The 25,187-nt window shown below is 26.8% G+C and carries 23 protein-coding genes; 19 read left to right on the forward strand and 4 right to left on the reverse strand.

The genetic code is table 11. The annotated features are described in order from the left end of the window. Positions 1 to 57: 57 nt before the first annotated feature. The 4 genes from DZ68_RS0104750 to DZ68_RS0104760 form a co-directional block, all read right to left on the reverse strand. On the reverse strand, positions 58 to 1,242 hold the full coding sequence (locus DZ68_RS0104750; protein ID WP_024790818.1) for an ATP-binding protein: 1,185 nt from the start codon (positions 1,240 to 1,242) through the stop codon (positions 58 to 60). Positions 1,243 to 1,545: 303 nt separating this feature from the next. Further along, complete coding sequence (locus DZ68_RS11345; protein ID WP_201767808.1) at positions 1,546 to 1,734, reverse strand: sugar transferase; 189 nt, start codon at positions 1,732 to 1,734, stop codon at positions 1,546 to 1,548. Continuing rightward, positions 1,722 to 2,468, reverse strand: a complete 747-nt coding sequence (locus DZ68_RS10030) for a sugar transferase (RefSeq protein ID WP_201768040.1) — start codon at positions 2,466 to 2,468, stop codon at positions 1,722 to 1,724. Before DZ68_RS10030 ends, DZ68_RS11345 begins: the two co-directional genes overlap by 13 nt. Further along, positions 2,465 to 3,595, reverse strand: a complete 1,131-nt coding sequence (locus tag DZ68_RS0104760) for a Wzz/FepE/Etk N-terminal domain-containing protein (protein WP_024790819.1) — start codon at positions 3,593 to 3,595, stop codon at positions 2,465 to 2,467. Before DZ68_RS0104760 ends, DZ68_RS10030 begins: the two co-directional genes overlap by 4 nt. Positions 3,596 to 3,640: 45 nt before the next feature. Here DZ68_RS0104760 and DZ68_RS0104765 point away from each other — a divergent pair, with 45 nt between their 5' ends. The 19 genes from DZ68_RS0104765 to DZ68_RS0104860 all read left to right on the forward strand — a co-directional run bounded on the left by DZ68_RS0104765 (position 3,641) and on the right by DZ68_RS0104860 (position 25,179). Beyond that, positions 3,641 to 4,975, forward strand: a complete 1,335-nt coding sequence (locus DZ68_RS0104765; RefSeq protein WP_024790820.1) for a nucleotide sugar dehydrogenase — start codon at positions 3,641 to 3,643, stop codon at positions 4,973 to 4,975. Further along, positions 4,976 to 6,661 carry an ABC transporter ATP-binding protein gene (locus DZ68_RS0104770; protein ID WP_024790821.1) on the forward strand — a complete coding sequence of 562 codons (1,686 nt, stop codon included), beginning with the start codon at positions 4,976 to 4,978 and terminating at the stop codon, positions 6,659 to 6,661. Next, positions 6,658 to 7,497: a glycosyltransferase family A protein gene (locus DZ68_RS10445; protein ID WP_024790822.1), complete on the forward strand. Its 840-nt coding sequence runs from the start codon at positions 6,658 to 6,660 to the stop codon at positions 7,495 to 7,497. The genes DZ68_RS0104770 and DZ68_RS10445 overlap by 4 nt, the downstream gene beginning before the upstream one ends. Next, positions 7,484 to 8,245, forward strand: a complete 762-nt coding sequence (locus DZ68_RS0104780) for a class I SAM-dependent methyltransferase (RefSeq protein WP_024790823.1) — start codon at positions 7,484 to 7,486, stop codon at positions 8,243 to 8,245. The genes DZ68_RS10445 and DZ68_RS0104780 overlap by 14 nt, the downstream gene beginning before the upstream one ends. Beyond that, positions 8,242 to 9,159 carry a glycosyltransferase family 4 protein gene (locus tag DZ68_RS0104785; protein WP_084023937.1) on the forward strand — a complete coding sequence of 306 codons (918 nt, stop codon included), beginning with the start codon at positions 8,242 to 8,244 and terminating at the stop codon, positions 9,157 to 9,159. Before DZ68_RS0104780 ends, DZ68_RS0104785 begins: the two co-directional genes overlap by 4 nt. A 135-nt stretch (positions 9,160 to 9,294) precedes the next feature. Then, the gene (locus tag DZ68_RS0104795; protein WP_024790825.1) at positions 9,295 to 10,053 is read left to right on the forward strand and encodes a hypothetical protein; all 759 of its coding nucleotides are present in this window, start codon (positions 9,295 to 9,297) and stop codon (positions 10,051 to 10,053) included. Continuing rightward, positions 10,050 to 11,156, forward strand: coding sequence for a glycosyltransferase (locus tag DZ68_RS0104800; protein WP_024790826.1), 1,107 nt, complete (start codon positions 10,050 to 10,052; stop codon positions 11,154 to 11,156). The genes DZ68_RS0104795 and DZ68_RS0104800 overlap by 4 nt, the downstream gene beginning before the upstream one ends. Further along, a complete protein-coding gene (gene asnB / locus DZ68_RS0104805; RefSeq protein ID WP_024790827.1) occupies positions 11,144 to 12,970 on the forward strand; it encodes an asparagine synthase (glutamine-hydrolyzing) in 1,827 nt (608 codons plus the stop codon). The genes DZ68_RS0104800 and asnB (DZ68_RS0104805) overlap by 13 nt, the downstream gene beginning before the upstream one ends. 13 nt (positions 12,971 to 12,983) lie before the next feature. Further along, positions 12,984 to 14,102 (forward strand): glycosyltransferase, encoded by a 1,119-nt coding sequence (locus tag DZ68_RS0104810; RefSeq protein WP_255327393.1) that lies wholly within the window; start codon positions 12,984 to 12,986, stop codon positions 14,100 to 14,102. After that, on the forward strand, positions 14,074 to 16,224 hold the full coding sequence (locus DZ68_RS0104815) for an STT3 domain-containing protein (RefSeq protein ID WP_024790829.1): 2,151 nt from the start codon (positions 14,074 to 14,076) through the stop codon (positions 16,222 to 16,224). Before DZ68_RS0104810 ends, DZ68_RS0104815 begins: the two co-directional genes overlap by 29 nt. Next, positions 16,224 to 17,990, forward strand: a complete 1,767-nt coding sequence (gene asnB / locus DZ68_RS0104820; protein WP_024790830.1) for an asparagine synthase (glutamine-hydrolyzing) — start codon at positions 16,224 to 16,226, stop codon at positions 17,988 to 17,990. Before DZ68_RS0104815 ends, asnB (DZ68_RS0104820) begins: the two co-directional genes overlap by 1 nt. Next, the gene (gene pglA, locus DZ68_RS0104825) at positions 17,971 to 19,074 is read left to right on the forward strand and encodes a N,N'-diacetylbacillosaminyl-diphospho-undecaprenol alpha-1,3-N-acetylgalactosaminyltransferase (protein WP_024787516.1); all 1,104 of its coding nucleotides are present in this window, start codon (positions 17,971 to 17,973) and stop codon (positions 19,072 to 19,074) included. Before asnB (DZ68_RS0104820) ends, pglA begins: the two co-directional genes overlap by 20 nt. Beyond that, positions 19,067 to 19,672, forward strand: coding sequence for a sugar transferase (locus DZ68_RS0104830; protein ID WP_024787517.1), 606 nt, complete (start codon positions 19,067 to 19,069; stop codon positions 19,670 to 19,672). Before pglA ends, DZ68_RS0104830 begins: the two co-directional genes overlap by 8 nt. Then, positions 19,659 to 20,600 carry an ATP-grasp domain-containing protein gene (locus DZ68_RS0104835; protein WP_024790831.1) on the forward strand — a complete coding sequence of 314 codons (942 nt, stop codon included), beginning with the start codon at positions 19,659 to 19,661 and terminating at the stop codon, positions 20,598 to 20,600. The genes DZ68_RS0104830 and DZ68_RS0104835 overlap by 14 nt, the downstream gene beginning before the upstream one ends. Then, on the forward strand, positions 20,584 to 21,207 hold the full coding sequence (locus tag DZ68_RS0104840; protein ID WP_024790832.1) for an HAD family hydrolase: 624 nt from the start codon (positions 20,584 to 20,586) through the stop codon (positions 21,205 to 21,207). The genes DZ68_RS0104835 and DZ68_RS0104840 overlap by 17 nt, the downstream gene beginning before the upstream one ends. Continuing rightward, on the forward strand, positions 21,204 to 22,754 hold the full coding sequence (locus DZ68_RS10040) for a DegT/DnrJ/EryC1/StrS family aminotransferase (RefSeq protein WP_024790833.1): 1,551 nt from the start codon (positions 21,204 to 21,206) through the stop codon (positions 22,752 to 22,754). The genes DZ68_RS0104840 and DZ68_RS10040 overlap by 4 nt, the downstream gene beginning before the upstream one ends. Then, positions 22,741 to 23,022: a nucleotidyltransferase domain-containing protein gene (locus DZ68_RS0104850; RefSeq protein ID WP_024787521.1), complete on the forward strand. Its 282-nt coding sequence runs from the start codon at positions 22,741 to 22,743 to the stop codon at positions 23,020 to 23,022. The genes DZ68_RS10040 and DZ68_RS0104850 overlap by 14 nt, the downstream gene beginning before the upstream one ends. Continuing rightward, positions 23,010 to 23,456 carry a hypothetical protein gene (locus tag DZ68_RS0104855; protein ID WP_024787522.1) on the forward strand — a complete coding sequence of 149 codons (447 nt, stop codon included), beginning with the start codon at positions 23,010 to 23,012 and terminating at the stop codon, positions 23,454 to 23,456. The genes DZ68_RS0104850 and DZ68_RS0104855 overlap by 13 nt, the downstream gene beginning before the upstream one ends. Then, positions 23,440 to 25,179 carry a nucleoside-diphosphate sugar epimerase/dehydratase gene (locus tag DZ68_RS0104860; RefSeq protein WP_024790834.1) on the forward strand — a complete coding sequence of 580 codons (1,740 nt, stop codon included), beginning with the start codon at positions 23,440 to 23,442 and terminating at the stop codon, positions 25,177 to 25,179. The genes DZ68_RS0104855 and DZ68_RS0104860 overlap by 17 nt, the downstream gene beginning before the upstream one ends. The last annotated feature ends 8 nt before the right edge of the window (positions 25,180 to 25,187 follow it).

Here is a 25,187-nt window from a genome sequence, read left to right on the forward strand (position 1 = left end):
GTTAAATGTTAAATGTTGAATGTTAAATTAATTTCAATATTTTTATTTTTATAAATTTTAATATAAAAATCCAAATAACCAAAGTGGAATTTTGTTTTGATGACCTATTTCAACACCGTCCACAACTATGAAAGAATTTTTTACATCTTTAATTTGGGAGAATGATTTATTTTTCCCTCCAATTTCAAAAGTATACCTCTCATCTACCAAAAAATCACCATTTTTAGGATAGGTTAACTTGTGTTCATATAATTGATTAGCAAAGAATGTTTCTCTAAGTGTTCCTGTTTTTGAATTTTCACAGTAACAATAATTTAAATTTGTATTTTTAAGGTAAATTTTTTGAGGTTTTACAAAAATTGCATCTCCTCTTGTTTTGGAGTTTAAAATATTAAAAATATCCCCTTTTTCTAAATAATATATATACTGGTATAAATAATTTCTGCTTATTTCTATTTTTTGAGATAATTTTGTGATATTAAGTTCAAACGGTTCAGAAACACAAATCAGATAAATCAGTTTTTTTAGTTTGATTAAGTTTATAGGTTTAATATCGAAAATTAAAGACAAATCAGAATCAATAGAAGCATTTACAGCTTCTTCAAGTTTTAGACAATAAGTTTCGCTGTTATCAAAATAAAAAGGATAAGCCCCTTTTTGTAAATATTCATCAAAATATTCAAACGGTTTAATTTTTGAAATAATTTCAAATGCAATATTTTCATGATTTTGCAAAATCTCTTCTAACGGATAACTCTCAAAAGTATGATTTGTTTTTAATTCTAAAAATTCTCTGAAAGATAAATTGTTCATTTTGTAAACTACCGCTCTTCTGCTAAGGTCCGCTTTAGAATGTTCGAGTTTTATAGCGGACGAACCGGAAAAAATTACCTGTAAATCAAGGGTGTCATAAATTAATTTTAAGTCTTTTTCAAAATTAGGATATTTATGAATTTCATCAATCACTAAAACTTTTCCGCCTTTTTTTTCAAATTCTTCTGCTAAATCATAGAGTTTTAAAAAGCTGTATTCTAAAAATTCTGCGTTTATATAAAGTTTTTTATTTAAGGGAAGGGGGTTTTCTTTTAAATATTGCAGTAAAAATGTTGTTTTTCCCACACCTCTTGCGCCTGTAATTCCAATTAATTTTTCACTAAAATCGACTTTTTTAAAAAGATATCTTTTATAAGGTTTTGAGAAATTTGAAAGAAGTTTGGCAAATCTGTTTTTAAAATTTATCATATGAAACCTTTAGTTAACAAATTAATTTTTAACTTGTTTATTATACTTAACAAAGTCTGACCTGTCAAGTATATAGGGTCGGGACTTTACTTTTTGATTAAAATGTTATTTTATCCTTTTATAAAATGACAAAATATGATATAATTATCCTTGTTAACAAGGATAAAAGGTTTTAAATGAAAGAAATTTTTATAGAAAAGAAAAAAAATAAGGGTCAGGATTTTACTTTTTAAATAATTTGAAAAAGTTAAAAGCGAAAAAATTGAAAAAGTTAAGTTTAATTAAAAATTGTCTTTAAAAAAATTATAACCCCTTCTTCCCAATCATCACTTTTATAGTCTTAAAAATAGTTTTAATTTCAAGCCACAAAGACCAGTTTTTGATATAATATAAATCATACATAAGTTTTTGGTAAGTGTCTTCAAGATTCTTGCCATATGGATAATTTACTTGAGCCCAGCCGGTTATTCCCGGGGCGTTTATATGGCGTATATGGTAATAAGACCACTCTTTTCATATTTTTTAACAAGTTCATCCCATTCGGCTCTTGGTCCTAAAAGATGCATATCACCTTTTAGGACATTCCAGAGCTGAGGAAGCTCGTCTATCCTGCTTTTTCTCATAAAGGCACCCCACGGGAAAATTCTCGGATCGTTTTTTTGTGTATAATGGTTAAAAAAATCAATATCTGTTCTCATTGAGCGAAATTTATAGCAGGTAAAAGGTTTTTTGTTTTTTTCAATTCTGGTCTGTTTAAATAAAATAGGTCCATCAGGTGATTCTTTTTTTATTCTATAAGCTGAATATATCATAATAGGAAGTGAAATTATTCCAAGAGGGATAGCTATTGAAAAATCCATTATTCTTTTTAGGATGTATTGTCTTTTAGAAAAAGGTTTTATTTTTTCAAGAAAAGAAGCTTCGTTTATCTCTTTTGGAATGTATAATTTATGAAGGTATTTTTCAAGGAAATTTTCAATTGTTATATATTTTATGCCTTTAAGCTCAAGTGAAGTTAGATATTGTATTAGTTCATTTGGAATAGTCGCTTTTGTATTTAGAACAATTAATTTATATTTTTCTTTTTTTAGTTCATTTTCTATTTTTTTTATAATTTCATCTGAATTTTTTTCTTTATAAGAAATAAAATTTAGTTTGAATCCTTTTTTTTCAAGCAACTCTTTTTCTATCTCAATAAATTTATATTTTTCCCCTAAAACAATCATTCTTCTTTAAATCCTTTTATGAATTCTATAAAAAATACTAAAAAGATTGAAAGTATTAATCCTGTTATAAAAGCTACGGTAATTATTAATTTTTTCTTTGGTTTCACAGGATGGTCAAACATTAGAGGTTTACCTATTTCTTTTGCTGCAAAAGTGTTTTTTAGGGCAAGGTTAATTTGAGCTATTTGATTTTTTAGATTTTGAATTTGTTGAGGTATATCAAATTTTAAAGATTTATTTAAATTATCAATTTTATTTTGCAAGTTTTCTATATTGTCGTAAATATCGGGTATTGTTTGTGAAATTATTTTATTTTTTTGAAGAGATAAATCTTTGATTTGATTAGTATAATTAGTAATCATATTTTGATATGAAATTATTTTATTTGAAATAATTAAATTAGAACTTATATTATTATTATTATCATTAGCTTTTATTAATTTATCAATAAGTTTTTTGTATTGATTAATGTTTTTATTTAAAAATACTATTTTCTGGTTTATTGATTTTATTTGGTTTTTATAATATTTAATTAAATTTTTTTGTAATTTAATTCTGTTTTGTAAAAATTTTATTTCAGTTTTAATATTTGGAACAGTAACATTGTTAATTTTTTGAATTTGAAATTTGATGTTTTGTATTTCATTTTGTTTTTGCAATTTATATTTTTCTATTTTGTCTTTAAACCCGTTATGAATACTATTTAAAACTTCTTTTAATTTTTGTAAGTCATAGTTATTTGACAGACCGTCTATTGTTAAAGTTATGAATAAATTGGATTTTTTAGGAACAGAAATATCAGCTAAATAAGCTTTTGGTAATTTTTTGAATTTTTTTTCAAGTTCAGCTCTGTAAATTGAGCTTAAATATTCTTTTAAATTTTCAGGCGATATTATAGGTTTTGAATTTATCTGTCCTATAAGAATAGAACTTTGTGTTTCCCAAATAGGAGTTTTTAAAAATGCGTATAAAGCTGCAAAAAAAGTAACTATTAGTGTAAATATAATTATAAATTTTTTGTATTTTAGAATTGTTTTAATAAGCTCTTTTAAGTCTATTTCATCTTCTTCGCATTGATTAACAGGGATATATTGAACTGGTATTATCTGAGGTTCTTTTTTTTCCATTCTTTGCCTTTTTTTATGGTATTATACTAAATAAAAAGGCTAATTATGAAAATAATTTCAGTAATAGGCTTGGGCTATGTAGGCCTTCCGCTTGCGGTAGCATTTAGCAAAAAATATAAAGTAATAAGTTTTGATATAAATTCGAAAAGAATTGAAGAGCTTAAAAAAGGAATGGACAGAACTCTTGAAGTAAGTGAAGAAGAGCTAAAAGAATCAATAAATAATGGACTTGAATTTACAAGCAATTTAGAAGATATTAAAAAGGCAAATATTTATATTGTAACAGTTCCAACTCCAATAGATAGACATAAAAATCCGGATTTGACTCCTCTTATAATGGCCAGCAGAAGTGTTGGAAAAGTATTAAAAAAAGGGGATATTGTAATATATGAAAGCACAGTTTATCCAGGATGTACAGAAGAAATATGTGTGCCAGAGCTTGAGAGAGAAAGTGGATTAAAATGTATTTTTTCTTCAAACTCACAACTCACAACTCACAACTCACAAAAACCGGAAGGTTTTTTCGTAGGTTACTCTCCAGAGAGAATAAATCCGGGAGATAAAGAGCATACTGTCACAAAAATAAAAAAAGTAACATCAGGTTCAACTCCAGAAATTGCAAAAGAGATAGATGAACTTTATGCAAGCATAATCGAAGCAGGGACACATTTAGCACCAAGCATAAAAGAGGCAGAAGCGGCAAAAGTAATAGAAAACTCTCAAAGAGATATAAATATAGCTTTTGTAAATGAATTAGCTTTAATTTTTGATAAACTCGGAATTGATACATTAGATGTATTAGAAGCAGCAGGAACAAAATGGAACTTTTTAAAATTTAAACCGGGGTTGGTAGGAGGGCATTGCATCGGCGTTGACCCATACTATTTAGCATATAAGGCAAAAGAGATAGGGTATCATCCAGAAATTATTTTAGCTGGTAGAAGAACGAATGACAATATGGGAATATTTGTAGCAAATAAAGTAATAAAACTAATGATACATAAAGGCCATACAATAAGAGGCAGCAATGTATTGGTTTTGGGAATAACATTTAAAGAGAATTGTCCAGATATAAGAAATAGTAGAGTTATAGATGTAATAAGAGAGCTTCAGGATTTTGGAGTGAATGTAGATGTATATGACCCTTGGGCAGACAGGGAAGAAGTAAAAAGAGAATACAATATTGATTTGTTACCTACATCCTTCATCCTTAATCCTTCATCCTTAAATTGTTATGACGCAATTATTTTAGCAGTAGCGCATAATGAGTTTAAAGAATTAGAAAAAGAAATAAAACAACTCAAAACCCAAAACCCAAAACTCACAATTTATGATATTAAAGGCTTTTTTGATAAAAGTTTAGTGGATAAAAGGCTTTAATTGCTAAAAAAACTCAATTTTCTTCTTACAAAAAGAGATAAACTTTTTCTTTTATTTTTGCTTCTTTTTTCTATTTTTGTTTCTTTAATTGAAACAATAGGAATCGGTATTATTATGCCTTTTATTAGTGTTGCAAGTGATTTTAAAGAGATTCATTCAAATAAATATTTTGAATATTTTTATACTTTATTTCATTTTAAGAGTGAAATTAATTTTGTAGTAGCTTTTGGAATAGGCTTAATTATATTTTATATTTTAAGAAGTGTGATTAATCTATTTTATTTTTATTTGCTTAACAGATTTTCTTTTGGAAGATACCATTTGGTAGCATACAGGCTTTTTGAAAATTATATGGGGCTTAGTTATGAAAAATTTATAAATAAAAATTCTTCTCTTATGATAAAAAGCATAATAAACGATGCTAATAATGTAATAAACATTATTTCAAATTTTTTGTTTATGCTAAGTGAAATATTCGTAATGATTTTTATTTATGCAATGCTTGTATATGTAAACTGGAAAATGACTTTGCTTTTAACTCTATATCTTTTAATCAATGTGGCTATTCTTAAAATATTTGTTACTAAAAAAATAAAAAAAGCCGGAATTGAAAGGGATACTTTTCAGGCAAAATTTTATGAAATATTAAATAGCTCTTTTGGAAATTTTAAAATAATAAAACTTAAAACAAAAGATAAAGAAATTTTAGATAAATTTTCTTTTGCTTCTTTTGGATTTGCTAATGCTAATATTAAAAATCAAACCCTTGCTCAATTTCCAAGACTTTTTTTAGAAATGGTTGGATTCTCACTTGTAGCTTTTATAATTATTTATTTAGTTTTGAAATATCATACGGATATAAGAGGGGCACTTCCAATTCTTAGTATTTTTGTTTTAGGTCTTTATAGACTGCTTCCGAGTGTTAACAGGGTGTTTTATTCTTATAATCAGATTGTTTTTTATTCAAAATCATTAGATGTAGTGCATAATGAATTGATTTATGAGCCTGAAGAGTTAGGGGATGAAAAGATAGAGTTTAAAAAAGAGATAAAATTAGATAATGTCGGTTTTTCTTATGGAGAAAAAGAGGTTTTAAAAGATATAAATTTAGTAATAAAAAAAGGTGAAAAGATAGGAATTGTAGGTGAGAGCGGCAGTGGAAAATCTACTTTAATAGATTTAATTATAGGACTTTATCGTCCAAAATACGGTAAAATATTTATAGATGAAAATCTGCTTAATGAAAAAAATATAAAATCTTGGAGGCAAAAAATAGGATATATTCCTCAGATGATTTATTTAAAAGATGGAAGTGTGGCTGAGAATGTTGCTTTTTTAGAAAAGATTGATGAACAAAAAGTAAAAGAAGCTTTAAGAAAAGCCAATATTTTAGATTTTTTAGAAAAACATCACGAGGGAATTTATACTCATATAGGCGAAAATGGAATAAAGCTCAGTGGAGGTCAAAGACAAAGAATAGCAATAGCAAGGGCTTTATACAACGACCCTGAAATTTTAGTATTAGATGAAGCAACATCCGCCCTTGATAATGAAACAGAAGCAAAAATTATGGATGAAATATATAAAGTAGGAGAAAATAAAACTATGATAATAGTAGCCCATAGACTTTCAACCCTTGATGGATGTGATAGGATAATTAAAATAGTAAATGGTGAAATAAAATGATTTTTTCAGTAGTTACTCCTACTTTTAATAGAGCTAATAAACTTCATAGAGTGTTTAATAGTATAAATAATCAAACATTAAAAAAAATTGATGATAAATATATTTTTGAATGGATAATAATTGATGATGGAAGTACAGATTCTACAAAAGAACTAGTTAAAAAATGGCAAAAAGAAGTTGATTGGCCAATAATTTATATTTATCAAGAAAATAAAGGTAAAGCACAGGCTTTAGTAAAAGGTATTGAGATAACAAAAGGAGAGTTAACATTAATTGCTGACAGTGATGATGAGTTTTTACCTGAAACTTTTGAAACATTTTATAATATTTGGAATTCTTTTAGTAACAAAGAAAAAGATAAATGTAGCGGTATAGCAGTTTTATGTAAAGACCAGTTTGGAAATAGAGTTGGATGTAATTTTCCTAAAGAAGGGGTTGTCCTTCTTAAAGAGAGTGTATTTAAATGGAAAAATTTACCATTAGGTGAAACTTGGGCTGCTATAAATTCTAAAAATTTAAAAAAATATTTTGTTATTCCAGAAGAGGCTAAAAAATTAAAATTTATTCCTGAGAGTTTTTTTTGGGATAAAATTGCTTTTAATGAAATTAATAGCTTTTCATATGTTATTAATAAAGTTCTACGGATTTATTATAAAAAAGAAGATGATAATATTAGCAATAATATTAGACAAAAATATCCAGAAGGATTTTTATTTGAATCAAAATGGTTTGTAACAAAGTATTTGAAAATTGCTTGGCGATATCCAAAAGTCTATTTAAAGCATATTATTAAGTTAATCTATTTTTCGTGGAAGGTTAGGAATGGAGCAAGATAAAGCAGGAGAAAATTATTGGAATTCAGTTTGGAAGGAAAAAATGGTTATAGATGAGATAGATATTAATTATTATACAAATAGACTTCTTCATAACCTATATCAAAAATATTTTAAATTTGATAAAACAAAAAAAGTATTAGAGATTGGTTGTGCATTATCTGCAAATCTTTTATATTTTAATAAATATTTTGGTTATCAAATTAATGGATTTGATTATGAAGTAGACGCTGTTAAAAAGACAATAAATATATATAATACAATGAATTATAAAGCTAATATTTTTCATCGTGATTTTTTTTCAAAAGATGAAACAGACAAATATGATATATTAACTTCTTTTGGTGTATTTGAACATTTTGAAAATATTGAAGATAGTATTGCTCATACAAGGCATTATTTGAAAGATAATGGAATTATACTTACTGTTATACCTAATATGAATGGTATTATTGGATTACTCCAAAAGTTACTAAATAAACCTGTTTATGATGTTCATATTCCTTATACAAGAGAAGATATTAAAAATGCACATGAAAAAGCAGGTTATAATACACTTTTTTGTAACTATTATGGTCTTTATCAAGCAGGGGTTATTAATTTGACAGGTAATAAATTTGGAAATATACTTCGTAAGTTGTTAGCGATACCAGGAAAACCTATATATTACCTTTACAAACTAACTAAAATACCTTTTGATTCTAAATATATTTCTCCTTATATTATTTATATTGGAATATTAAAACCATGAAACTACTCTTTATCATTTCTTCACTCTCTTCCGGTGGCGCAGAAAGAGTAATGTCAATTCTTGCTAATAAATTTGTTGAAACGAGAGAAGTTGTAATTGTTACAATGGCAAAAACTGACTCTTTCTATCCTTTGCATAAAAATATTAAACATATTAAACTTGATCTATTAAAAAATTCAAATAATATTTTCCAAAGTGCTATGAATAATTTATACAGAATAAAAGCTTTTGTAAAAATTTTTAAAAAAGAGAATCCTGATGTAATTATTAGTTTTATGACTCATACTAATATTTTAGCAATTATTGCATCTAAAATTGCAAGAAAGAAAATCATAATATCTGAGAGAATTGCCTATGACTACTATGGGTCTAAAATTCTAAATATTATTCGTCGATTTGTTTATCCATTTAGTGATGCTTTTATAACGCAAACTTATGCAGATCTTAAAAATTATAGTTTTTTAAAGCATTCTTATGTAATCTATAATCCAATAGAAACTGAAAGTTTTGACACAAATATAAAAAAACAAAATATAGTTTTAGGAGTAGGGCGACTTGATAAACAAAAAGGTTTTGACAACTTAATCAAGGCGTATAGTAAACTAAATACTAATTGGAAACTATACATTGCTGGAGAAGGTAATGAAAGAAAAAATTTAGAAAAATTAATAAAAAATTTTAATTTAGAAGAAAAAGTAATACTTCTAGGAAAAAGAAAAGATATTTTTGAATGGTATAAAAAAGCTTCTATTTTTGTCCTCTCTTCAAAAAAGGAGGGATTTCCAAATGTATTGATAGAAGCAATGGCTTTTGGTTGTGCAGTTGTTAGCTTTGATTGCCCTTATGGACCTAATGAGATTATAGAAAATGGAGTAAATGGAATTTTAGTAGAAAATCAAAATATCGAAAATTAGCTTTTTCTATACAAAAGTTAATAGATGACGAAAATTTAAGAAGAAAACTTTCAAAAGAGGCAATGAAAGTTAGGGAAAAATACAGTATAGAAAGAATAGTAAATAAGTGGGAAAATATAATAAAAAAGGTTGTAAATGAATAAAATAACTGTTTTAATTTCTAGTCATTCTAAGGCTTTTGATCTTTGGGCAATTACAGATTATTTTTTATCAAAATATTGGAATGATATTAAAATATATTTAGGAGCAAATGGTGAAGATATGCAATGGAATTATATTAATGATGGTAAGGATATATCTTTTTCAAAAAGTTTATTAAGTTATTTAGAAAGTATTGATGATGAATATTTTATTTTAATGCTTGATGATTTTATAATATTAAAAGAAGTAGATAACTCTAAAATAGAAAAAGCTTTTGAATTTATAAAGTCAAAGAATGGAGTGTATTTAAGACTGATTCCAAATCCAAAAGGAGATATTAAAATAGATGAAAATTTTTCAAAAATTGATGTTAAAAAAGGCGTACCATATATCACTTCACTTCAAATGGCAATTTGGAAAAAGGAATTTCTTATACAACTATTAAAATATGATTTTAATCCTTGGGAATTTGAAATAAAAGCTGGAAAAACTAAGAAGGCATTGCAAAATTATGATAAGTTTTTTGTTACTAATTGTGAGTTTATAAATTATACTCATTTTGTAGAAAAAGGGAAATTTTATCCGTTTATTAAAGATCTTCTAAATGAAGAAGGTTTAAATATAGAGATAAATAGAAATTTTATTGATATGCAAAAGATAAAAGAAAATAAATTGAAAGTTATTTTGAGAAATTTGGTTCCAAATAAATATCAAAATAAGTTGAGAAAAATTTTAGGTAAGAAAGAATTATGAATATTGTTTTAGCAATCCGTTCTCTTGATATTGGTGGAGCAGAGCGTCAATTTATAGAGTTGGTTAAACATATAGATAAAATTAAATTTGATATAACTGTTTGTACTATGTATGGTGGAGTGCAAGAAAATATTATTAAGAATATACTAGGTATTAGATATATTAATTTAGAGAAAAAAGGAAGATATGATTTTAGTTTTTATTTTAAGTATAAAAAATTATTAAATGAAATTAATCCTGATGTTATTTATTCTTTTTTAGGTGAAATGAATCTTTTTTCTTTATGGTGTAAACCTAAACAAACAAAACTTATTTGGGGATTTAGAGCTTCAAATATGGATATGAAAAAATATGGAAAAGTTGCCGAGCTTCTATTTTGGTTACAAAAAAAGTTTTCAGGAAAAGTAGATAAGATTATTGCAAATTCTTATGCAAGTATTGAGTTTCATAAACAAGAGGGATTTTTTATGAATAATGCTATAGTTATTCATAATGGCATAGATACAAATAAATTTAAAAGAGATATAGAAAAAAGAAAAGAATTTAGAAAAAAATATAATTTAAATAAAAATGATATAGCTATCGGTATTGTAGCAAGAATCGATTACATGAAAGGATATCCAGTTTTTAGCAAAGCTGCAAAAAAAATATTGGAAAATTATAAAAATGTAAAAATTTTTGCTATTGGTGGTGGGAATGTAAATATAAAAAAAGAGTGTGAAGAGATACTAGGAGATTATAATAATACAAAATTCATCTGGTTGGGGAAAAAGACAAATGTGGAAGATTTTTACAGTGGATTTGATATAGCTTCTTCTTCTTCTTCTTTTGGAGAGGGATTTAGCAATTCTATTGCAGAAGCTATGAGCTGTGAGGCTCCTTGTGTAGTAACTGATGTAGGGGATAGTGCTTTAATAGTTGGAGATTGTGGAATAGTTGTTAAGCCAAATAGTGTGGAGGATTTATATCAAGGAATAGACAAAATGATAAATAGAGATTTTAAAAATTTGGGTAAAAAAAGTAGAAAAAGAATTATTGAAAACTTTTCTATAGAAAAAATGGTAAAAAAAACTGAAGAGGAAATAATAAAATGTGTGGAATAGTGGGGTTTAATTTTAGTAATAAAAATTTACTAAATGAAATGCAAAAAGAAATTGCTCATAGAGGTCCTGATGACAGAGGAGAATTTATAGATAAGAATGTTAGTTTAGGGCATGTAAGACTTTCTATTCTTGATTTAACTACGCATGGTCATCAGCCAATGGAGTTTGAAAATTTGGTTTTAGTTTATAATGGAGAGATTTATAATTTTAAAGAAATAAGAAAAGAGCTTGAAAAAGAAGGGTATAGATTTTTTTCTAATAGCGATAGTGAAGTTTTATTAAAAGCTTTTCATAAATGGGGTAAGGAAAGTATAGATAGATTTAGAGGAATGTTTGCTTTTGCTGTATATGATAAATTAAATAAAAAACTTACTCTTTGTAGAGATAGAGTTGGAGTTAAGCCTCTTTATTACTATTTTGATGGTAAAAATTTTATTTTTGCAAGTGAATTAAAAGCTATTAGAAAATATAAAAAATTTGAAATAGACAAAATTTCTTTGGCTCAGTTTTTTGAGTATGGATATATTAGTAGAGATAGAAGTATTTTTGAAGGAGTTAAAAAATTACTTCCTGCTTATTTTTTAGAATTTCATTTAGAAACTAAAAAAATTAATTTAAAACAATATTGGAAATTTGAAAATTATTTTAATGTTTCTGCAAAAAAAGAAGAAGATATTATTGATGAATTAGAAGAAATATTAATTAAAGGTATTAAATACAGAATGGTTAGTGATGTTGATGTAGGGGTTTTTTTAAGCGGAGGGGTTGATAGTAGTTTAGTGAGTGCTATTTTACAAAAGCATTATGGAAATATTCATACATTTACTATTGGATTTAAAGAACAAAAATATAATGAATCAAATTATGCAAGAAAAGTTGCTAATTATATAAAATCAAATCATACTGAATATATTTTAGGCATAAATGAAGCAAAAGAAATTTTATTAAATAAATTTAGTGATATTTATGATGAACCATTTGGAGATAGCAGTGGAATTCCTACTTATTTAGTATCAAAAATAGCAAAAGAAAATGGAGTAAAGGTTGTTCTTAGTGCGGATGGAGGAGATGAGCTTTTTTGTGGATATGAGAGGTATTGGTATAGTTATAATTTAGGCAAAAAAATAGATAACATCCCTTTAAAAAAACTTTTTTATCATTTTATTGATAAATTTGAAAATTTATTAATAAATATTCCTATTAAAAATATGGAACATAAACTTGGTTTTTTAAAAAATATTTTAAAAGAAAATGACTGGCAATTTATTTATGAAACAATGATAAAGAATTATAGGGATGATATAAAAAATTTGGGATTAAAAGAAAATAGAGTTATTAAAGATTATTTTAAATTTGGAGAAAAATTTTCCATTATGCAGGCAATGATGCTTTGGGATTTTTACAATTATTTACCTGATGATATTTTAGTTAAAGTAGATAGAGCAACTATGGCAAATTCAATTGAAGGAAGAGAACCTTTACTTGATAATAAAATTATAGAATATTCAGCAACAATTCCGTTTAATTTAAAATATAAAAATGGTGAAAGTAAATATATATTAAAAAAAGTTTTAGAAAAATATCTTCCAAAAGAACTTATCTATAGAAAAAAACAAGGTTTTGGAATTCCTGTTTTTGAGTGGTTTAGAAGTGATTTAAAAGAATTGTTTAAAAAATATTTTAATGAAGATGATATTATAAATATGAATTATATTAGAGATTTACAAAAAAGTTTTGAAAATGGGAAATATGTAAATATTAATAAATTGTGGTTTGTTTTAGTATATAAAATGTGGAAGGAGAAGTATTATTAATATCTCAATTCTTATCTATTCCTTAGCAAGTGGGGGGGCTGAGAGGCAGGTTAGTATTTTGTTAAAAGAATTGAATAAAAAATATAATGTTACATTAGTTTTGATGAATGATACAATTTTTTATGAAGTTCCTAAAAATATTAAGATAGTATATATTGAAAAATCAGCGCCATTTGAGAGTGGAGTTAAAAAACTTCTTAAACTTCCTTTTTTAGCATTGAAATATAAAAAAATCTTAAAAGAAAAAAATATACGAGTTAGCCTTAGTTTTATGAATAGGCCGAATTATATAAATTCTTTAACAAAATTATTTGGAAGTAAAGTTAAAATAATTATTAGTGAAAGGGCTATGCCATCTCTTCAGCATAAAAATGGAATTCAGGGTAAAATAAACAGGTTTTTAATTAAAACTTTATACAAAAAAGCAGATGTTGTAGTGGCTAATTCAAAAGGAAATCAAAAAGATTTAAAACAAAATTTCAATATTAATGCAAAAGTTATTTACAATATGTTAGATTTTGATTGTAAAAAAGAAGAAAAATTTAAAAGATTTACTTTTGTAACTATTGGAAGATTGGATGAAGGGAAAAATCATAAATTACTTATTGAAGCTTTTAAAAAAGCTAATTTAGATGCAGAATTATTGATTATAGGAGATGGATATTTAAGAGATGATTTAGAGTTTATGATTAAGGATTTAGGGCTTAAAGATAAGGTAAAATTATTAGGTCGTCAAAAAGATGTTTTTAGATTTTTATCACAAGCTGACTGTTTTGTTTTTTCTTCAAACTATGAAGGCTTTCCAAATGTTTTACTTGAAGCTTTAGCTTGTAATTTACCTGTAATTTCTACAGATTGTAAAAGCGGTCCAAGAGAAATTTTAGCACCGGATACTACCTTTACAAAGCAGACTAAAGAAATAGAATTAGCTGAATACGGAATAGTACCTGTTGGAGATGTCGATAAAGTGGTTGAAGCTATGAGAATGATATATGAAAATAGTGATTTAAGATATAATTATGAACAAAAAGCAAAAAAAAGAATTAAAGAATTTGAAGTAAAAAATATTATAAAAAAATGGGAAAAAATAATAGGAGAAAAAAATGAATTTTTTTGGATTTTTAAAGGTTGAAGATAAAAGTAACTGGAAAATTATTTTGTTTTATATATTAGTAGCTTATATTTTTAATATATGGGTTAGGTTTATATATGTGGATATAATTTCTCAAATCCCTGTCTGGCAGTTTAACGGCACTTATATTATAAATAATCCGGATGGGTTTTATTATGCAGAGGGTGCAAGGGATTTTATAAACGGATTTCACCGAAAAAACGACCTCTCTCCTATTTATAATGTTACTTCAGATTTTACTGCGCTTGTGAGTGAATTTTTTCATATTCCTCTGGATAAAGTAATTTTTTATTTACCAGGAATTATCGGAAGTTTGCTTGCTGTACCTTTAATTCTGATTGGTGAAGCAATAGGGGGCGCGTTTTTAGGATTTTTGGCAGCTCTTATGGCGCCTATGGTTTGGAGTTATTATCACAGGACGATGTTTGGATATTATGATACCGATATGTTGACGGTCGTACTCCCCACATTTGCAATATGGGGGGTGCTGTGGAGTTTAAAAAATAAAAATATAAAATATTTCTTTTTAACCCCTTTAATTGAAATTTTTATGATTTACTGGCATGACGGACTTTATAATGTAGCAAACGGTATTTTTATAATGAGTTTTGTATATTTATTATATTTGAAATTTGTAAAAAAAGAAAATATTTTTATTGAGAGTCTGTTTTTACTGTTTTTGATAGTGCCTCTTTTACCAATAGATATCAAATTTAAAATAGCTGTTTTAATATTACTACAAATATCGGTTTTTTATATAAAAGATAAAATCAATTTAAAATTCGAAAAAATTTTTTATTTAATTGTTTTAGGAATTTATATAATTGTTATAGGAATTCCTTGGATAAATGGAGTATTGCATAGTTCTTATTTCACAAGAGCTGTTGTTAATTCAGATGATGGATTTAAATATTATGATGTTGTTAATACCGTAAGAGAAGCCGGACACATCAGTTTTGACACATTGGTTCACAGAATAAGCGGAAGTTATGCAGGTTTTTTTGCGGGAGCATTGGGTTATTTATTGTTAATTCTCAGATATCCTCAAATGATAATTTCTCTTCCTATGGTCGTATTGGGACTTTTTGCAGAGAGAGGTGGTCTTAGATTTACTATTTTTGCAGTTCCGTTTTTTACATTGGGAGATGCCTATATTGCTTATTTAATAGCAAAATTAATTTCAAAAGCATTTATTAATGAAAAAAATTCTTTTTATTCTAAGTATATAGTGTCTTTTTTATTAATGGTAGGATTTATTTATCCGAATTATAAACATATTCATGAGTATATTACGCCGGCTGCAATGAATAAAAATGAAATTGAAACACTTGTTAAATTAAAACATCTTTCTAAAAGAAACGATTATGTACTAAGTTGGTGGGATTATGGGTATCTTATCAGGTATTATTCAGATGTAAAAACATTGGTTGACGGCGGGAAACACAGCGGGGATGTTGATTTTCCAGTAAGTTTTGCCTTGACAAGGTCGGAGCTTCCTTCATATAATAGTGCAATTTTAGATGTATATTTTACTGAAAAACATTTTATTGATAAGAAAAAATTTGATTTTATAAAAGATATAGAAAATTATTATAAAGTTAAAATTAATACGACCAAAGATTTGGAAAATTTTTTATCACAAAAAATTCCTCTTCCAAAAATCAAAGAGAACATCTATTATTTTTTACCGTTAAAAATGTTGGATATTTTTCCTACTGTTTCTGTGTTTGGTTCCATAGATATAAAAACGGGAAAAGTTCAAAACCACTTTTTTTATAAAGGCAGATTAAAAAAACAGGGAAGATATTTATTGCTTGGACAAATCCCGATAGATTTAAGTAAAGCTGAAATTATTTTAAATCAAAGAACTATACCGGTTAAAGAGATAGATTTAGTTGCGTATACAAAGGGCGGTAAGCTTTCAGTGAGAAAAGAGAGACTGAGAAAGAGTGGATTAAATTTAATTATCATGCAGAGTTACGGTGAAGGATTAATTTTAGATGACTTTTTTTATAACTCTACTTATATTCAGATGTTTATATTTGAAAATTATGATAAGAATTTATTTAAACCTATAATTATTACTCCTTATGTTAAAATTTACAAGGTGGTTAAACATTAATGTGCGGTATTACCGGGTTTAATTTTGAAGTAGATGAAAATTATATTTTTAACTCTTTACACCACAGAGGCCCTGATGAAAAAGGAAAAATAAAATTAAATAATTTTTCTTTTTTTCATACCCGTTTATCAGTTCAGGATATAACTCATGGTCATCAACCTTTTAGATTTAATGAATATGTTATTGTTTTTAACGGAGAAATTTATAATCATTTAAAATTAAGAAATTTACTTAAAGACTTTAATTTTAAAACCTCTTCCGATACAGAAACACTTCTTTATCTTTTTATTAAGTATAAAGAAAAAATGTTTGAAAAAATAGATGGGATGTTTGCTTTTGCTATTTTGAATATAAAAAAAAATACTTTATTTTTAGCAAGAGACAGAGCCGGTAAAAAACCTCTTTTTTATTATAAAAAAAATGAAAAATTTGGATTTGGCAGTGAGCTTAATGTATTTAAGTTTTTAGATTTAGATATTGATGAAGATGAAATAAAATTATTTTTATCTACAGGGTTTTGCTCAACTCCTTATAAAAAAATCAAAGAATTTCCTGCCGGAAGTTTTGCGTATGTTAATTTAGATAATTTAGATATGAAAATAGAAAAGTATTTTGATATTTATGATTTTTATACAAAAGAAAAAATTGATTTAAATTTAGAAGAACTTGATAATATTCTTACAAAATCGGTAAAAGACAGATTATTAGCAAGTGATGTGGAAGTCGGAGCGTTTTTAAGCGGAGGGATTGACAGTGGACTTGTGGTGGCAAAGATAAGTGAATTTAAAAAAATAAAAACTTTTACTGTCAGGTTTGAAGGAAGTTTTGATGAAAGTAATTTGGCAGGATTAGTTGCTAAAAAATACGGAACGGAACATTATTTAATAGATATTAAAATGGATGTAAAAAACAATATTGAAAAAATATTAACTTCTTATGGAAAACCTTTTTTTGACAGCAGTGCAATTCCAAGTTATTTTGTTAGCAGGGAAGCAAGAAAATATGTAAAAGTTGTTTTGAACGGAGACGGGGCTGATGAGTTGTTTGCCGGTTATAGAAGATATGTGCCATTAGCATTAGGATTAGATAATGTTGCTAAAAATTTTAAATTTTTATTACCTTTTCTTTCTCCTAATAGTAGAGGAGTTAAAATGTTTTTATATAGGTTAATCAGGGCTTCAAGTAAAAAAGGAATTCATTGGTATAATGTTTTATTGAATGATTTATTTGAAGATATTTATGAATTTAAAAGTAAAAAAATAGATGATTTAGATAAATTTATAAAAAATGTAAAATTAAATAATTTGGATAAATTAATGTATTTAGATTTTGTTTTAAATTTAATAGAAGATTTGGTTGTGAAAATGGATATTGCCACAATGATTAATTCACTTGAAGCAAGAAGCCCATTTTTGAGCAAATATTTTTTAGAATATGCTCCATTACTAAAGTCTAAATATAAAATAAATTTTTTAACTACCAAATATGCCCTAAGGTTTTTAGCTAAAAAGTATCTACCACAAGAGTTAGTTAATGCTAAAAAAAAGGGATTTGAAATTCCTTTAACTGATTGGGTAAACAATGAGCTCAAAGATATTATAATGGATTATTTAAATTACGGTTTTTATAAAAATTTTGTAGATGAAAAGTTTGTTAAAAAAATAATTAATAGAAAACTAAATATTCCGGAAGAAAAAAGGGCTAAGATTATTTATCTGCTTTTCAGTCTGGAAGTTTGGAGGGCTAATGAAAATAGCGTTTCTTAGTCATTTTGATTTAAATTTATATCTTTTTAGACTACCTATTATGAAAGAACTTATAAAAAGAGGAAATGAAGTTTATGCTGTATGTCCAAAAGGTAATGTGTTTGATGAATTTAAAGATTACGGAGTGAATGCGGTTGAATATAAAATTGATAGAGGTAGTCTAAATCCTTTTAAGGAAATTGAGACAATAAGAAACATAAAAAAAGTAATTAAAAGTATAAAACCGGATATTTTACATACTTTTATGCATAAACCGAATATTTACGGAAATTTGGTTTTTCATAAAAATACAATAAATACTATAACAGGTCTTGGCAGTTTTTTTATTTATAATGATTTAAAAAGTAAAATAATTAGAAATATCATAGAAACTGGATACAAATTTACTGCAAAATCTTCAAAAAAAGTAATTTTTCAAAACAGTGATGATTTAGAATTATTTATAAATAAAAATATAATTCCAAGAGAAAAAGCAGTTTTAATTAAAAGCAGCGGGATTGATACCACTGAATGGAAAATGGAGGATTTAGGATTTAGGATTGAGGATTTGGGGATAAAAAAGGATAAACCGACTGTTTTGATGATTGCAAGGGTAATTAAAGACAAAGGTGTAGAAGAATATATAAAAGCTGCTGAATTACTTAAAGAAAAGGCCAATTTTTTATATGTAGGTGATGTAGACAAGGGAAATAAGAATACATTTTTACCTGATTGGAAAAATGTAAAATTTTTAGGATTTAGAAGAGATATAAAAGAATTAATTTCCATTTGTGATATTTTTGTTTTGCCTAGTTACAGAGAAGGAGTACCAAGAACACTTCTTGAAGCCGCTTCTATGTCAAAACCGATTGTTACAACAAATGCTCCTGGATGCAGGGAAGTTGTAGAAGATAATAAAAACGGATTTTTAGTGTCTGTTAGAGACTATAAAACATTAGCTAAAAAGATAGAAATCTTAATTGATAATACTGAGTTAAGGGAAGAATTTGGAAGATATTCAAGAGAAAAAGCAGTAAATGATTTTGATATAAAAGTTGTAGTAGATAAATATTTAAAAGTTTATGAGGAAATTTTAAGTGTATAAAAAATTTTTTAAACCTTTGACGGATAAAGTTTTGGCTTTAATTTTAATTATTTTATTTTCACCTATTATGCTTTTAACGGCAATTGCAATATACCTGTGGGATGGAAGACCTGTTATCTTTATGCAAGAGCGTCCCGGATATAAAGGAAGAATTTTTAAAATATATAAATTTAGGACAATGACTAATGAAAAAGATGAATTTGGAAATTTGCTTCCTGATGAAAAAAGATTAAAAGGAATTGGTAAAATTATTAGAAAACTAAGCCTTGATGAACTGCCTCAGCTTTTTAATGTATTAAAAGGTGATATGAGTTTTATTGGGCCACGGCCTCTTTTAGTTGAATATTTGCCTTTATATAATGAAGAACAGAAAAAAAGACACGATGTTTTACCCGGAATTACTGGACTTGCTCAGGTTAAAGGAAGAAATGCAATAAGCTGGAGAAAAAAATTTAAATATGATGTTTTTTATGTAAAGCATTTAAGTTTTAAGCTGGATTTATATATAATTTGTCAAACAATTATAAAAGTTTTAAAACAAGAGGGAATATCCCAACAAGGACATGCCACAATGGAGAAGTTTAATGGGAAAAATTAATGTTTTAATAACCAGTGCTGGTAGAAGAGTCAGATTAGTTGAAAATTTTAAATTATATGCAAATGTATTTACTTGTGATATGAATCCAAGTTTGAGTGCGGCTTGCCAGGTTAGTGATTATTTTTTTAAGGTTCCAAGAGTTACCGATAAAAACTATATAGATTTTTTATTACAACAATGTAAAAATTTGAATATAAATATGATTGTACCTACAATTGATCCAGAATTGGAAATTTTAGCTAAAAATAAAGAAAATTTTAAAAAAGAAGGAATTTTTATTGCTGGAAGTAGTGAAAATATATGTAAAACTTTTGCCTTAAAATCTTCTACTTATAAATTTTTTAAAGAAAACGGTTTTTTGACTCCTGAAATTGTAGATGATATTGAAACTGCAAAATATCCTCTTTTTGCAAAGCTTAATAATTCTTCTTTATCAGTCGGAGCTCAAAAAGTAAATTCAATAGAAGAAGCTAAAATATTGTTAAGTAAAAATAAAAATTATGTATTTCAAGAATATATAGATGCAACAGAGTTTACAGTAGATGTTTTTATAAATAAAAAAGGAGCGGTTATTTCAATTGTGCCAAGAGAGCGAATAGAAGTCAGATGCGGGGAAATTAATAAAGGAAGAACCAAAAAAGACAGTTTAATTATCAGTGAAGTTAAAAGATTATGTAATAAATTAAACGAAGCATATGGCGTATTGACTATTCAACTTTTTAAAAAAGATAATAAAATATATTTTATAGAAATTAATCCCCGCTTTGGAGGTGGATATCCTTTGAGTTGGCAAGCAGGCGCTGATTATGCTAAATTTTTGATAGATGATTATCTAGGAAAAGAACTGAAATATTTTGAAGAATGGAAAGATAATTTAATAATGTTAAGATATGACAATGAGGTATTGATAGATGGTAATAGTATTTGATTTAGACGATACTTTGTATGATGAAATAGATTTTGTAAAAAGTGGATTTAGAGAAATTAGCAAATATTTAGGAGATGAAAAATATTTTAATTTTATGTGGGAAGAATTTTTGAAAAATGGAAGCGGTAAAATTTTTGATAAGTTAATAAAAACTTTTAATATTGATACTGATGTAAAAAAACTAATAGAAATTTATAGATTTCATAAACCAAATATAACTTTGCCAAAGGAAAGTAAAGAAATTTTAGAATTTACTAAAAATTATGATACAGCTTTAATTAGCGATGGATATTATATGATGCAGCAGAATAAATTTTTAGCTTTAAATTTAGATAAATATATAAAATATCCCATTTTTACAGATTTTTATCATACTAAAAAACCTGAATTAAAACCTTTTAAAATGGTTATGGAAAAATTTCCTAATAAACAATATGTATATATATCAGACAATCCTAAAAAAGATTTTATTGCTCCTAAAAAATTGGGTTGGATTACTGTAAGATTTAAAAACAAAAAAGGAATTTATAAAAATATTCCTAACTGTGCTGATTATGGAGTTTATTCAAGAAAAGAGATTGTAGAGAAATTAAAGGAATTAGTATGAACGAATTTGACAAATGGAATGAATTAAAAAAACAAATAAATAATAAAGAGATAAATCTAAAATTTAGAGGCGGTGATATATTTTTTATGTCGATTGGTAAAAATGTGGGAAGTGAGCAAGTTGGAAAAGGCGAAGAGTTTTTAAGACCGGTTTTAGTATATAAAAAATTGTCAAAAACTACATTTTTAGGTATTCCTCTTACAAGTACGAAAAAAGATTGGTATTTTGAATTTCATTATAAAAACAAAATAAGTTATGCGATGTTTAATCAAATGAGAACTTTCGATATTAAGAGAATTAAGTTTAAATATGGAAGAATTAAATTTAATACATTTAAAAAACTTAGCAAAAAGTTAGAAGAATTTATTACTCCCTTAAAAAGGGAGGAAGACCCCTTAGGGCGTATAAGTGATAAAAGTATATCACAAACAAATAAAAATGTCAATAAAATTTACCTCTCACCCCCTCATATGAGCGGAAAAGAAATAGAGTATGTAAAAAAAGTGTTTGAAAGCAATTATATAGCGCCTCTTGGAGAATATGTTGATAAATTTGAAAATTCAGTAAAAAATTATACCGGTGCAAAAGCCGCCCTTGCTTTATGCAATGCCACGAGTGCACTTCATTTAGCTTTAAGGGTACTTGGAATAAAAGATTCTAAAGTGGCGGTGCCAACTTTTACTTTTATAGGTTCGGTTAATCCGATTTTGTATGAAAGAAACGAGCCTGTTTTTATAGATGTTGATGAATATTGGCATATGGATGCAGAGCTTTTAGAAAAAGCAATCAAAGAAAATAATATAAAAGCGGTTGTTTTACCTCATATTTACGGACAGGTGGCCGATATTGAACCAATAAAAGAGTTATGTGAAAAAAACGGTATTTATTTAATAGAGGATGCGGCTGAGAGTCTTGGGGCGTATTACAAATGGAAAATGGGAAATGGAGAATGGAAAATTGTGCATAGTGGGACAATAGGGGTCTTTGGGGTATATAGCTTTAACGGAAACAAACTCTTAACTACAAGCAGCGGGGGAGTGTTGGTCAGTAATGATGGGGAGCTTATAAAAAACGCAAGGTTTCTTTCAACTCAGGCAAAAGAGAGTGATTTTATAGAATATGTGCATAAAGAGATTGGCTTTAATTACAGGATGAGTAATGTTTTGGCGGCTATCGGTGTGGGGCAGATGGAGGTTGTTGAAGAGAGGATTGCAAAAAAAAAGGAAATTTTTGAGTGGTATCAGGAATTTTTAGATGAAGAGTTTATGCCGGAATTACCTAACACCAGGGGAACAAGATGGCTTACAACCGTTGTTTTTAAAAACAAAGACCCCTGGAAAGTTATGCAAAATCTTAAAGATAATCAAATAGAAAGCAGACCTCTTTGGAACCCGATGCATTTACAATCTCTATTTAAAGGGGTTAAAAGTTATTTGAACGGAAGAAGTGAAAAATTATTTAAAAAAGGACTTTGTCTTCCGAGTGGTACTGCTTTGAGTAAAAATGATGTCAAATATATTTGTGAGGTAATAAATGAGGTTAAGTGAAAAAGAGATTTTATCTATAAAAAAAGCTTTTGTTAAGATTTTTAAAAATGGAGAAATCTATCTTTTTGGCAGTAGAGTAGATGATAATTTAAAAGGCGGTGATATAGATTTGTATATTGTTTCTTCAAACGCTAATTTAGAAAAAAAGATAGAATTTTTAGTTTATTTAAAAAAGTTAATAGGTGATAGAAAAATTGATGTAGTAATAAATAAAAAAGGGCTTATTGAGAAAAATGCAAAAAAAGGTATATTATTATGGAAGAATTAAAAGAGTTGTTTAAAGCGATAGATAAAATTATTAAAAATGCTTTAATTGATTATAATGCTTTACTTCAAAAAGAAATTGATTCGGATTTTTTAGAGGATGTGGAAAATAGAAGATTAGCTAACAGTTTTTTATTTTATTTTGCAAAACTACAAGATAAAATAGGAGTAAAATTATTTAAAAAAGTTTTATATGAACTTCAGGAAATAGATAGTTTTGCTATTCCTTTTAGGGATGTTTTAGATATTTTAGAAAAATTAGAAATAATTGAAGCTGATGAATGGTTGAAAATTAGAGAAATAAGAAATGAATTATCTCATGAATATCCAGATGATATAGATGAATCGATAGAAAGTTTGAAATTAGCAATTAATTTTTTTCCAAATATGTTAAATATTTATCAAAACTTAAAGGAAAAAATTGAAAAATCTTCTTAAGCCCACAAAATTAAAAAGGGCTCTGTTTTTTTTAGCGGGTGATATTTTAATTTCTATTTTTACTCTTTTTTTAGCGTATCTTTTGAGGTTTAATTTTTCCATTCCAAAAGAATATTTAAATAATTTTTATGAAATAGCTTTTGTTTTTATTTTTTTTAAAGTAGCTTTTTATTATATTTTTAAGCTTTATTTTGTAAGCTGGAGGTTTTTTTCGCTTAAGGAGCTTAAATCTCTGCTATTTGCCACCACTTTGGCTTATTTGGCAGGAGGGAGTGTTTTACTTGTTTTTAGGCATTATTTTATTCCTTTTCCGAGAAGTGTAATTATAATAGATTATTTCTTATCAATCCTTTTTATAGGCTTTTTCAGAATTTCCAAAAGGCTTTTAATAGAAAAACTCTCAACCGATAAAAAACCGGCTGTTATAATCGGGGCCAATGAAAAGGCTGTTTCACTTCTAAAACAAAATATACCTTATTCGGTTTTGGAAATTTATGACAGTGAAAAAAATATAGTGGGGGCATATCTTTACGGATATAAGGTTGAAGATATTTCAGAAATTGCCGGCAATATTAAAACGGCAATTATTACAAAGGAGATGAGTCAAAAAGAACTTGACGGACTGGTCGGATTTTTGCAATCAAGAGGTATTGAAGAAATTAAAATATATAATCCTTTTGAAAATAGAATTAAAGATGTCTCTATTGAAGATTTATTAGCCAGAAAACCGAAAGATTTGGACAAAAACGCTATTGAACAATTTGTAAAGAATAAAAAAATCCTAATCACAGGTGCGGGCGGCAGCATAGGAAGCGAAATAGCGAGACAGTGTGAAAAATACGGCTCAAGTGAGCTTGTTTTGGTGGATAACAGCGAATTTAACTTATATTCGATTAATGAAGAGCTGAATATAAAAAGAAAACTTTATTTAACAGATGTAACCAAAAAAAATGATTTGGAAGAAATATTTAAAAACGAGAAGCCTCAAATTGTAATCCATGCGGCGGCATACAAGCATGTGCCTATGTGTGAATATAATCCGAAAAGTGCGGTTATCAATAATATCATGGGCACAAAAAATGTAATTGATTTATCTATAAAATATGAAATAAAAGATTTTATTTTAATTTCAACCGATAAAGCGGTAAGGCCTACAAACATAATGGGTGCAACTAAAAGGGTGTGCGAGCTGTATGCACAAAATATTGATTCTAAATTTACAAAAATATGTGCCGTAAGGTTTGGAAATGTGTTGGGCAGCAGCGGAAGCGTAGTGCCAAAGTTTAAAAAACAGATTGAAGAAAACAGACCTCTCACCGTCACCCACCCGGAAATTACCCGTTATTTTATGTTAATTCCGGAAGCCTGTCAATTGGTTCTTCAGGCAGGTTCTATGGCAAAAAACAAAGAGATTTTTATACTGGATATGGGGGAACCTGTAAAAATTGCGGATTTAGCTAAAAAAATGCTTAGACTTTACGGAAAAGATGAAAACAGTATTGAGTTTGTGGGTCTCAGGCCCGGGGAAAAACTTTATGAAGAGCTTTTAATTGATGAAGCAGATAAAAAAACAAAATATAAAGATATTTTTGTTGCAAAACCCACTTTTATGGATATTGATGAGTTAATTAAAAAAATTGAAGAATTAATAAGATTAGATGATGAAAAATACATTATTAAAAAATTAAAAGAAATAGTCCCCGAATTTGAACATAAAGATTGACATATCAA

It is taken from the genome of Lebetimonas sp. JS085 (assembly GCF_000523295.1).
Classification (GTDB): domain Bacteria; phylum Campylobacterota; class Campylobacteria; order Campylobacterales; family Nautiliaceae; genus Lebetimonas.

Bases quoted from the DNA above. Each gene is read 5' to 3' on its own strand.
- DZ68_RS0104795 (WP_024790825.1), top strand. From the start codon at position 9,295: ATGAATAAAATAACTGTTTTAATTTCTAGTCATTCTAAGGCTTTTGAT.
- pglA (WP_024787516.1), top strand. From the start codon at position 17,971: ATGAAAATAGCGTTTCTTAGTCATTTTGATTTAAATTTATATCTTTTT.
- DZ68_RS0104750 (WP_024790818.1), bottom strand. From the start codon at position 1,242: ATGATAAATTTTAAAAACAGATTTGCCAAACTTCTTTCAAATTTCTCA.
- DZ68_RS0104850 (WP_024787521.1), top strand. From the start codon at position 22,741: ATGAGGTTAAGTGAAAAAGAGATTTTATCTATAAAAAAAGCTTTTGTT.
- DZ68_RS0104765 (WP_024790820.1), top strand. From the start codon at position 3,641: ATGAAAATAATTTCAGTAATAGGCTTGGGCTATGTAGGCCTTCCGCTT.
- DZ68_RS0104855 (WP_024787522.1), top strand. From the start codon at position 23,010: ATGGAAGAATTAAAAGAGTTGTTTAAAGCGATAGATAAAATTATTAAA.
- DZ68_RS0104840 (WP_024790832.1), top strand. From the start codon at position 20,584: ATGGTAATAGTATTTGATTTAGACGATACTTTGTATGATGAAATAGAT.
- asnB (WP_024790830.1), top strand. From the start codon at position 16,224: ATGTGCGGTATTACCGGGTTTAATTTTGAAGTAGATGAAAATTATATT.
- DZ68_RS10030 (WP_201768040.1), bottom strand. From the start codon at position 2,468: ATGATTGTTTTAGGGGAAAAATATAAATTTATTGAGATAGAAAAAGAG.
- DZ68_RS0104815 (WP_024790829.1), top strand. From the start codon at position 14,074: ATGAATTTTTTTGGATTTTTAAAGGTTGAAGATAAAAGTAACTGGAAA.
- DZ68_RS0104835 (WP_024790831.1), top strand. From the start codon at position 19,659: ATGGGAAAAATTAATGTTTTAATAACCAGTGCTGGTAGAAGAGTCAGA.
- DZ68_RS0104780 (WP_024790823.1), top strand. From the start codon at position 7,484: ATGGAGCAAGATAAAGCAGGAGAAAATTATTGGAATTCAGTTTGGAAG.
- asnB (WP_024790827.1), top strand. From the start codon at position 11,144: ATGTGTGGAATAGTGGGGTTTAATTTTAGTAATAAAAATTTACTAAAT.
- DZ68_RS0104785 (WP_084023937.1), top strand. From the start codon at position 8,242: ATGAAACTACTCTTTATCATTTCTTCACTCTCTTCCGGTGGCGCAGAA.
- DZ68_RS10040 (WP_024790833.1), top strand. From the start codon at position 21,204: ATGAACGAATTTGACAAATGGAATGAATTAAAAAAACAAATAAATAAT.
- DZ68_RS10445 (WP_024790822.1), top strand. From the start codon at position 6,658: ATGATTTTTTCAGTAGTTACTCCTACTTTTAATAGAGCTAATAAACTT.
- DZ68_RS0104760 (WP_024790819.1), bottom strand. From the start codon at position 3,595: ATGGAAAAAAAAGAACCTCAGATAATACCAGTTCAATATATCCCTGTT.
- DZ68_RS0104800 (WP_024790826.1), top strand. From the start codon at position 10,050: ATGAATATTGTTTTAGCAATCCGTTCTCTTGATATTGGTGGAGCAGAG.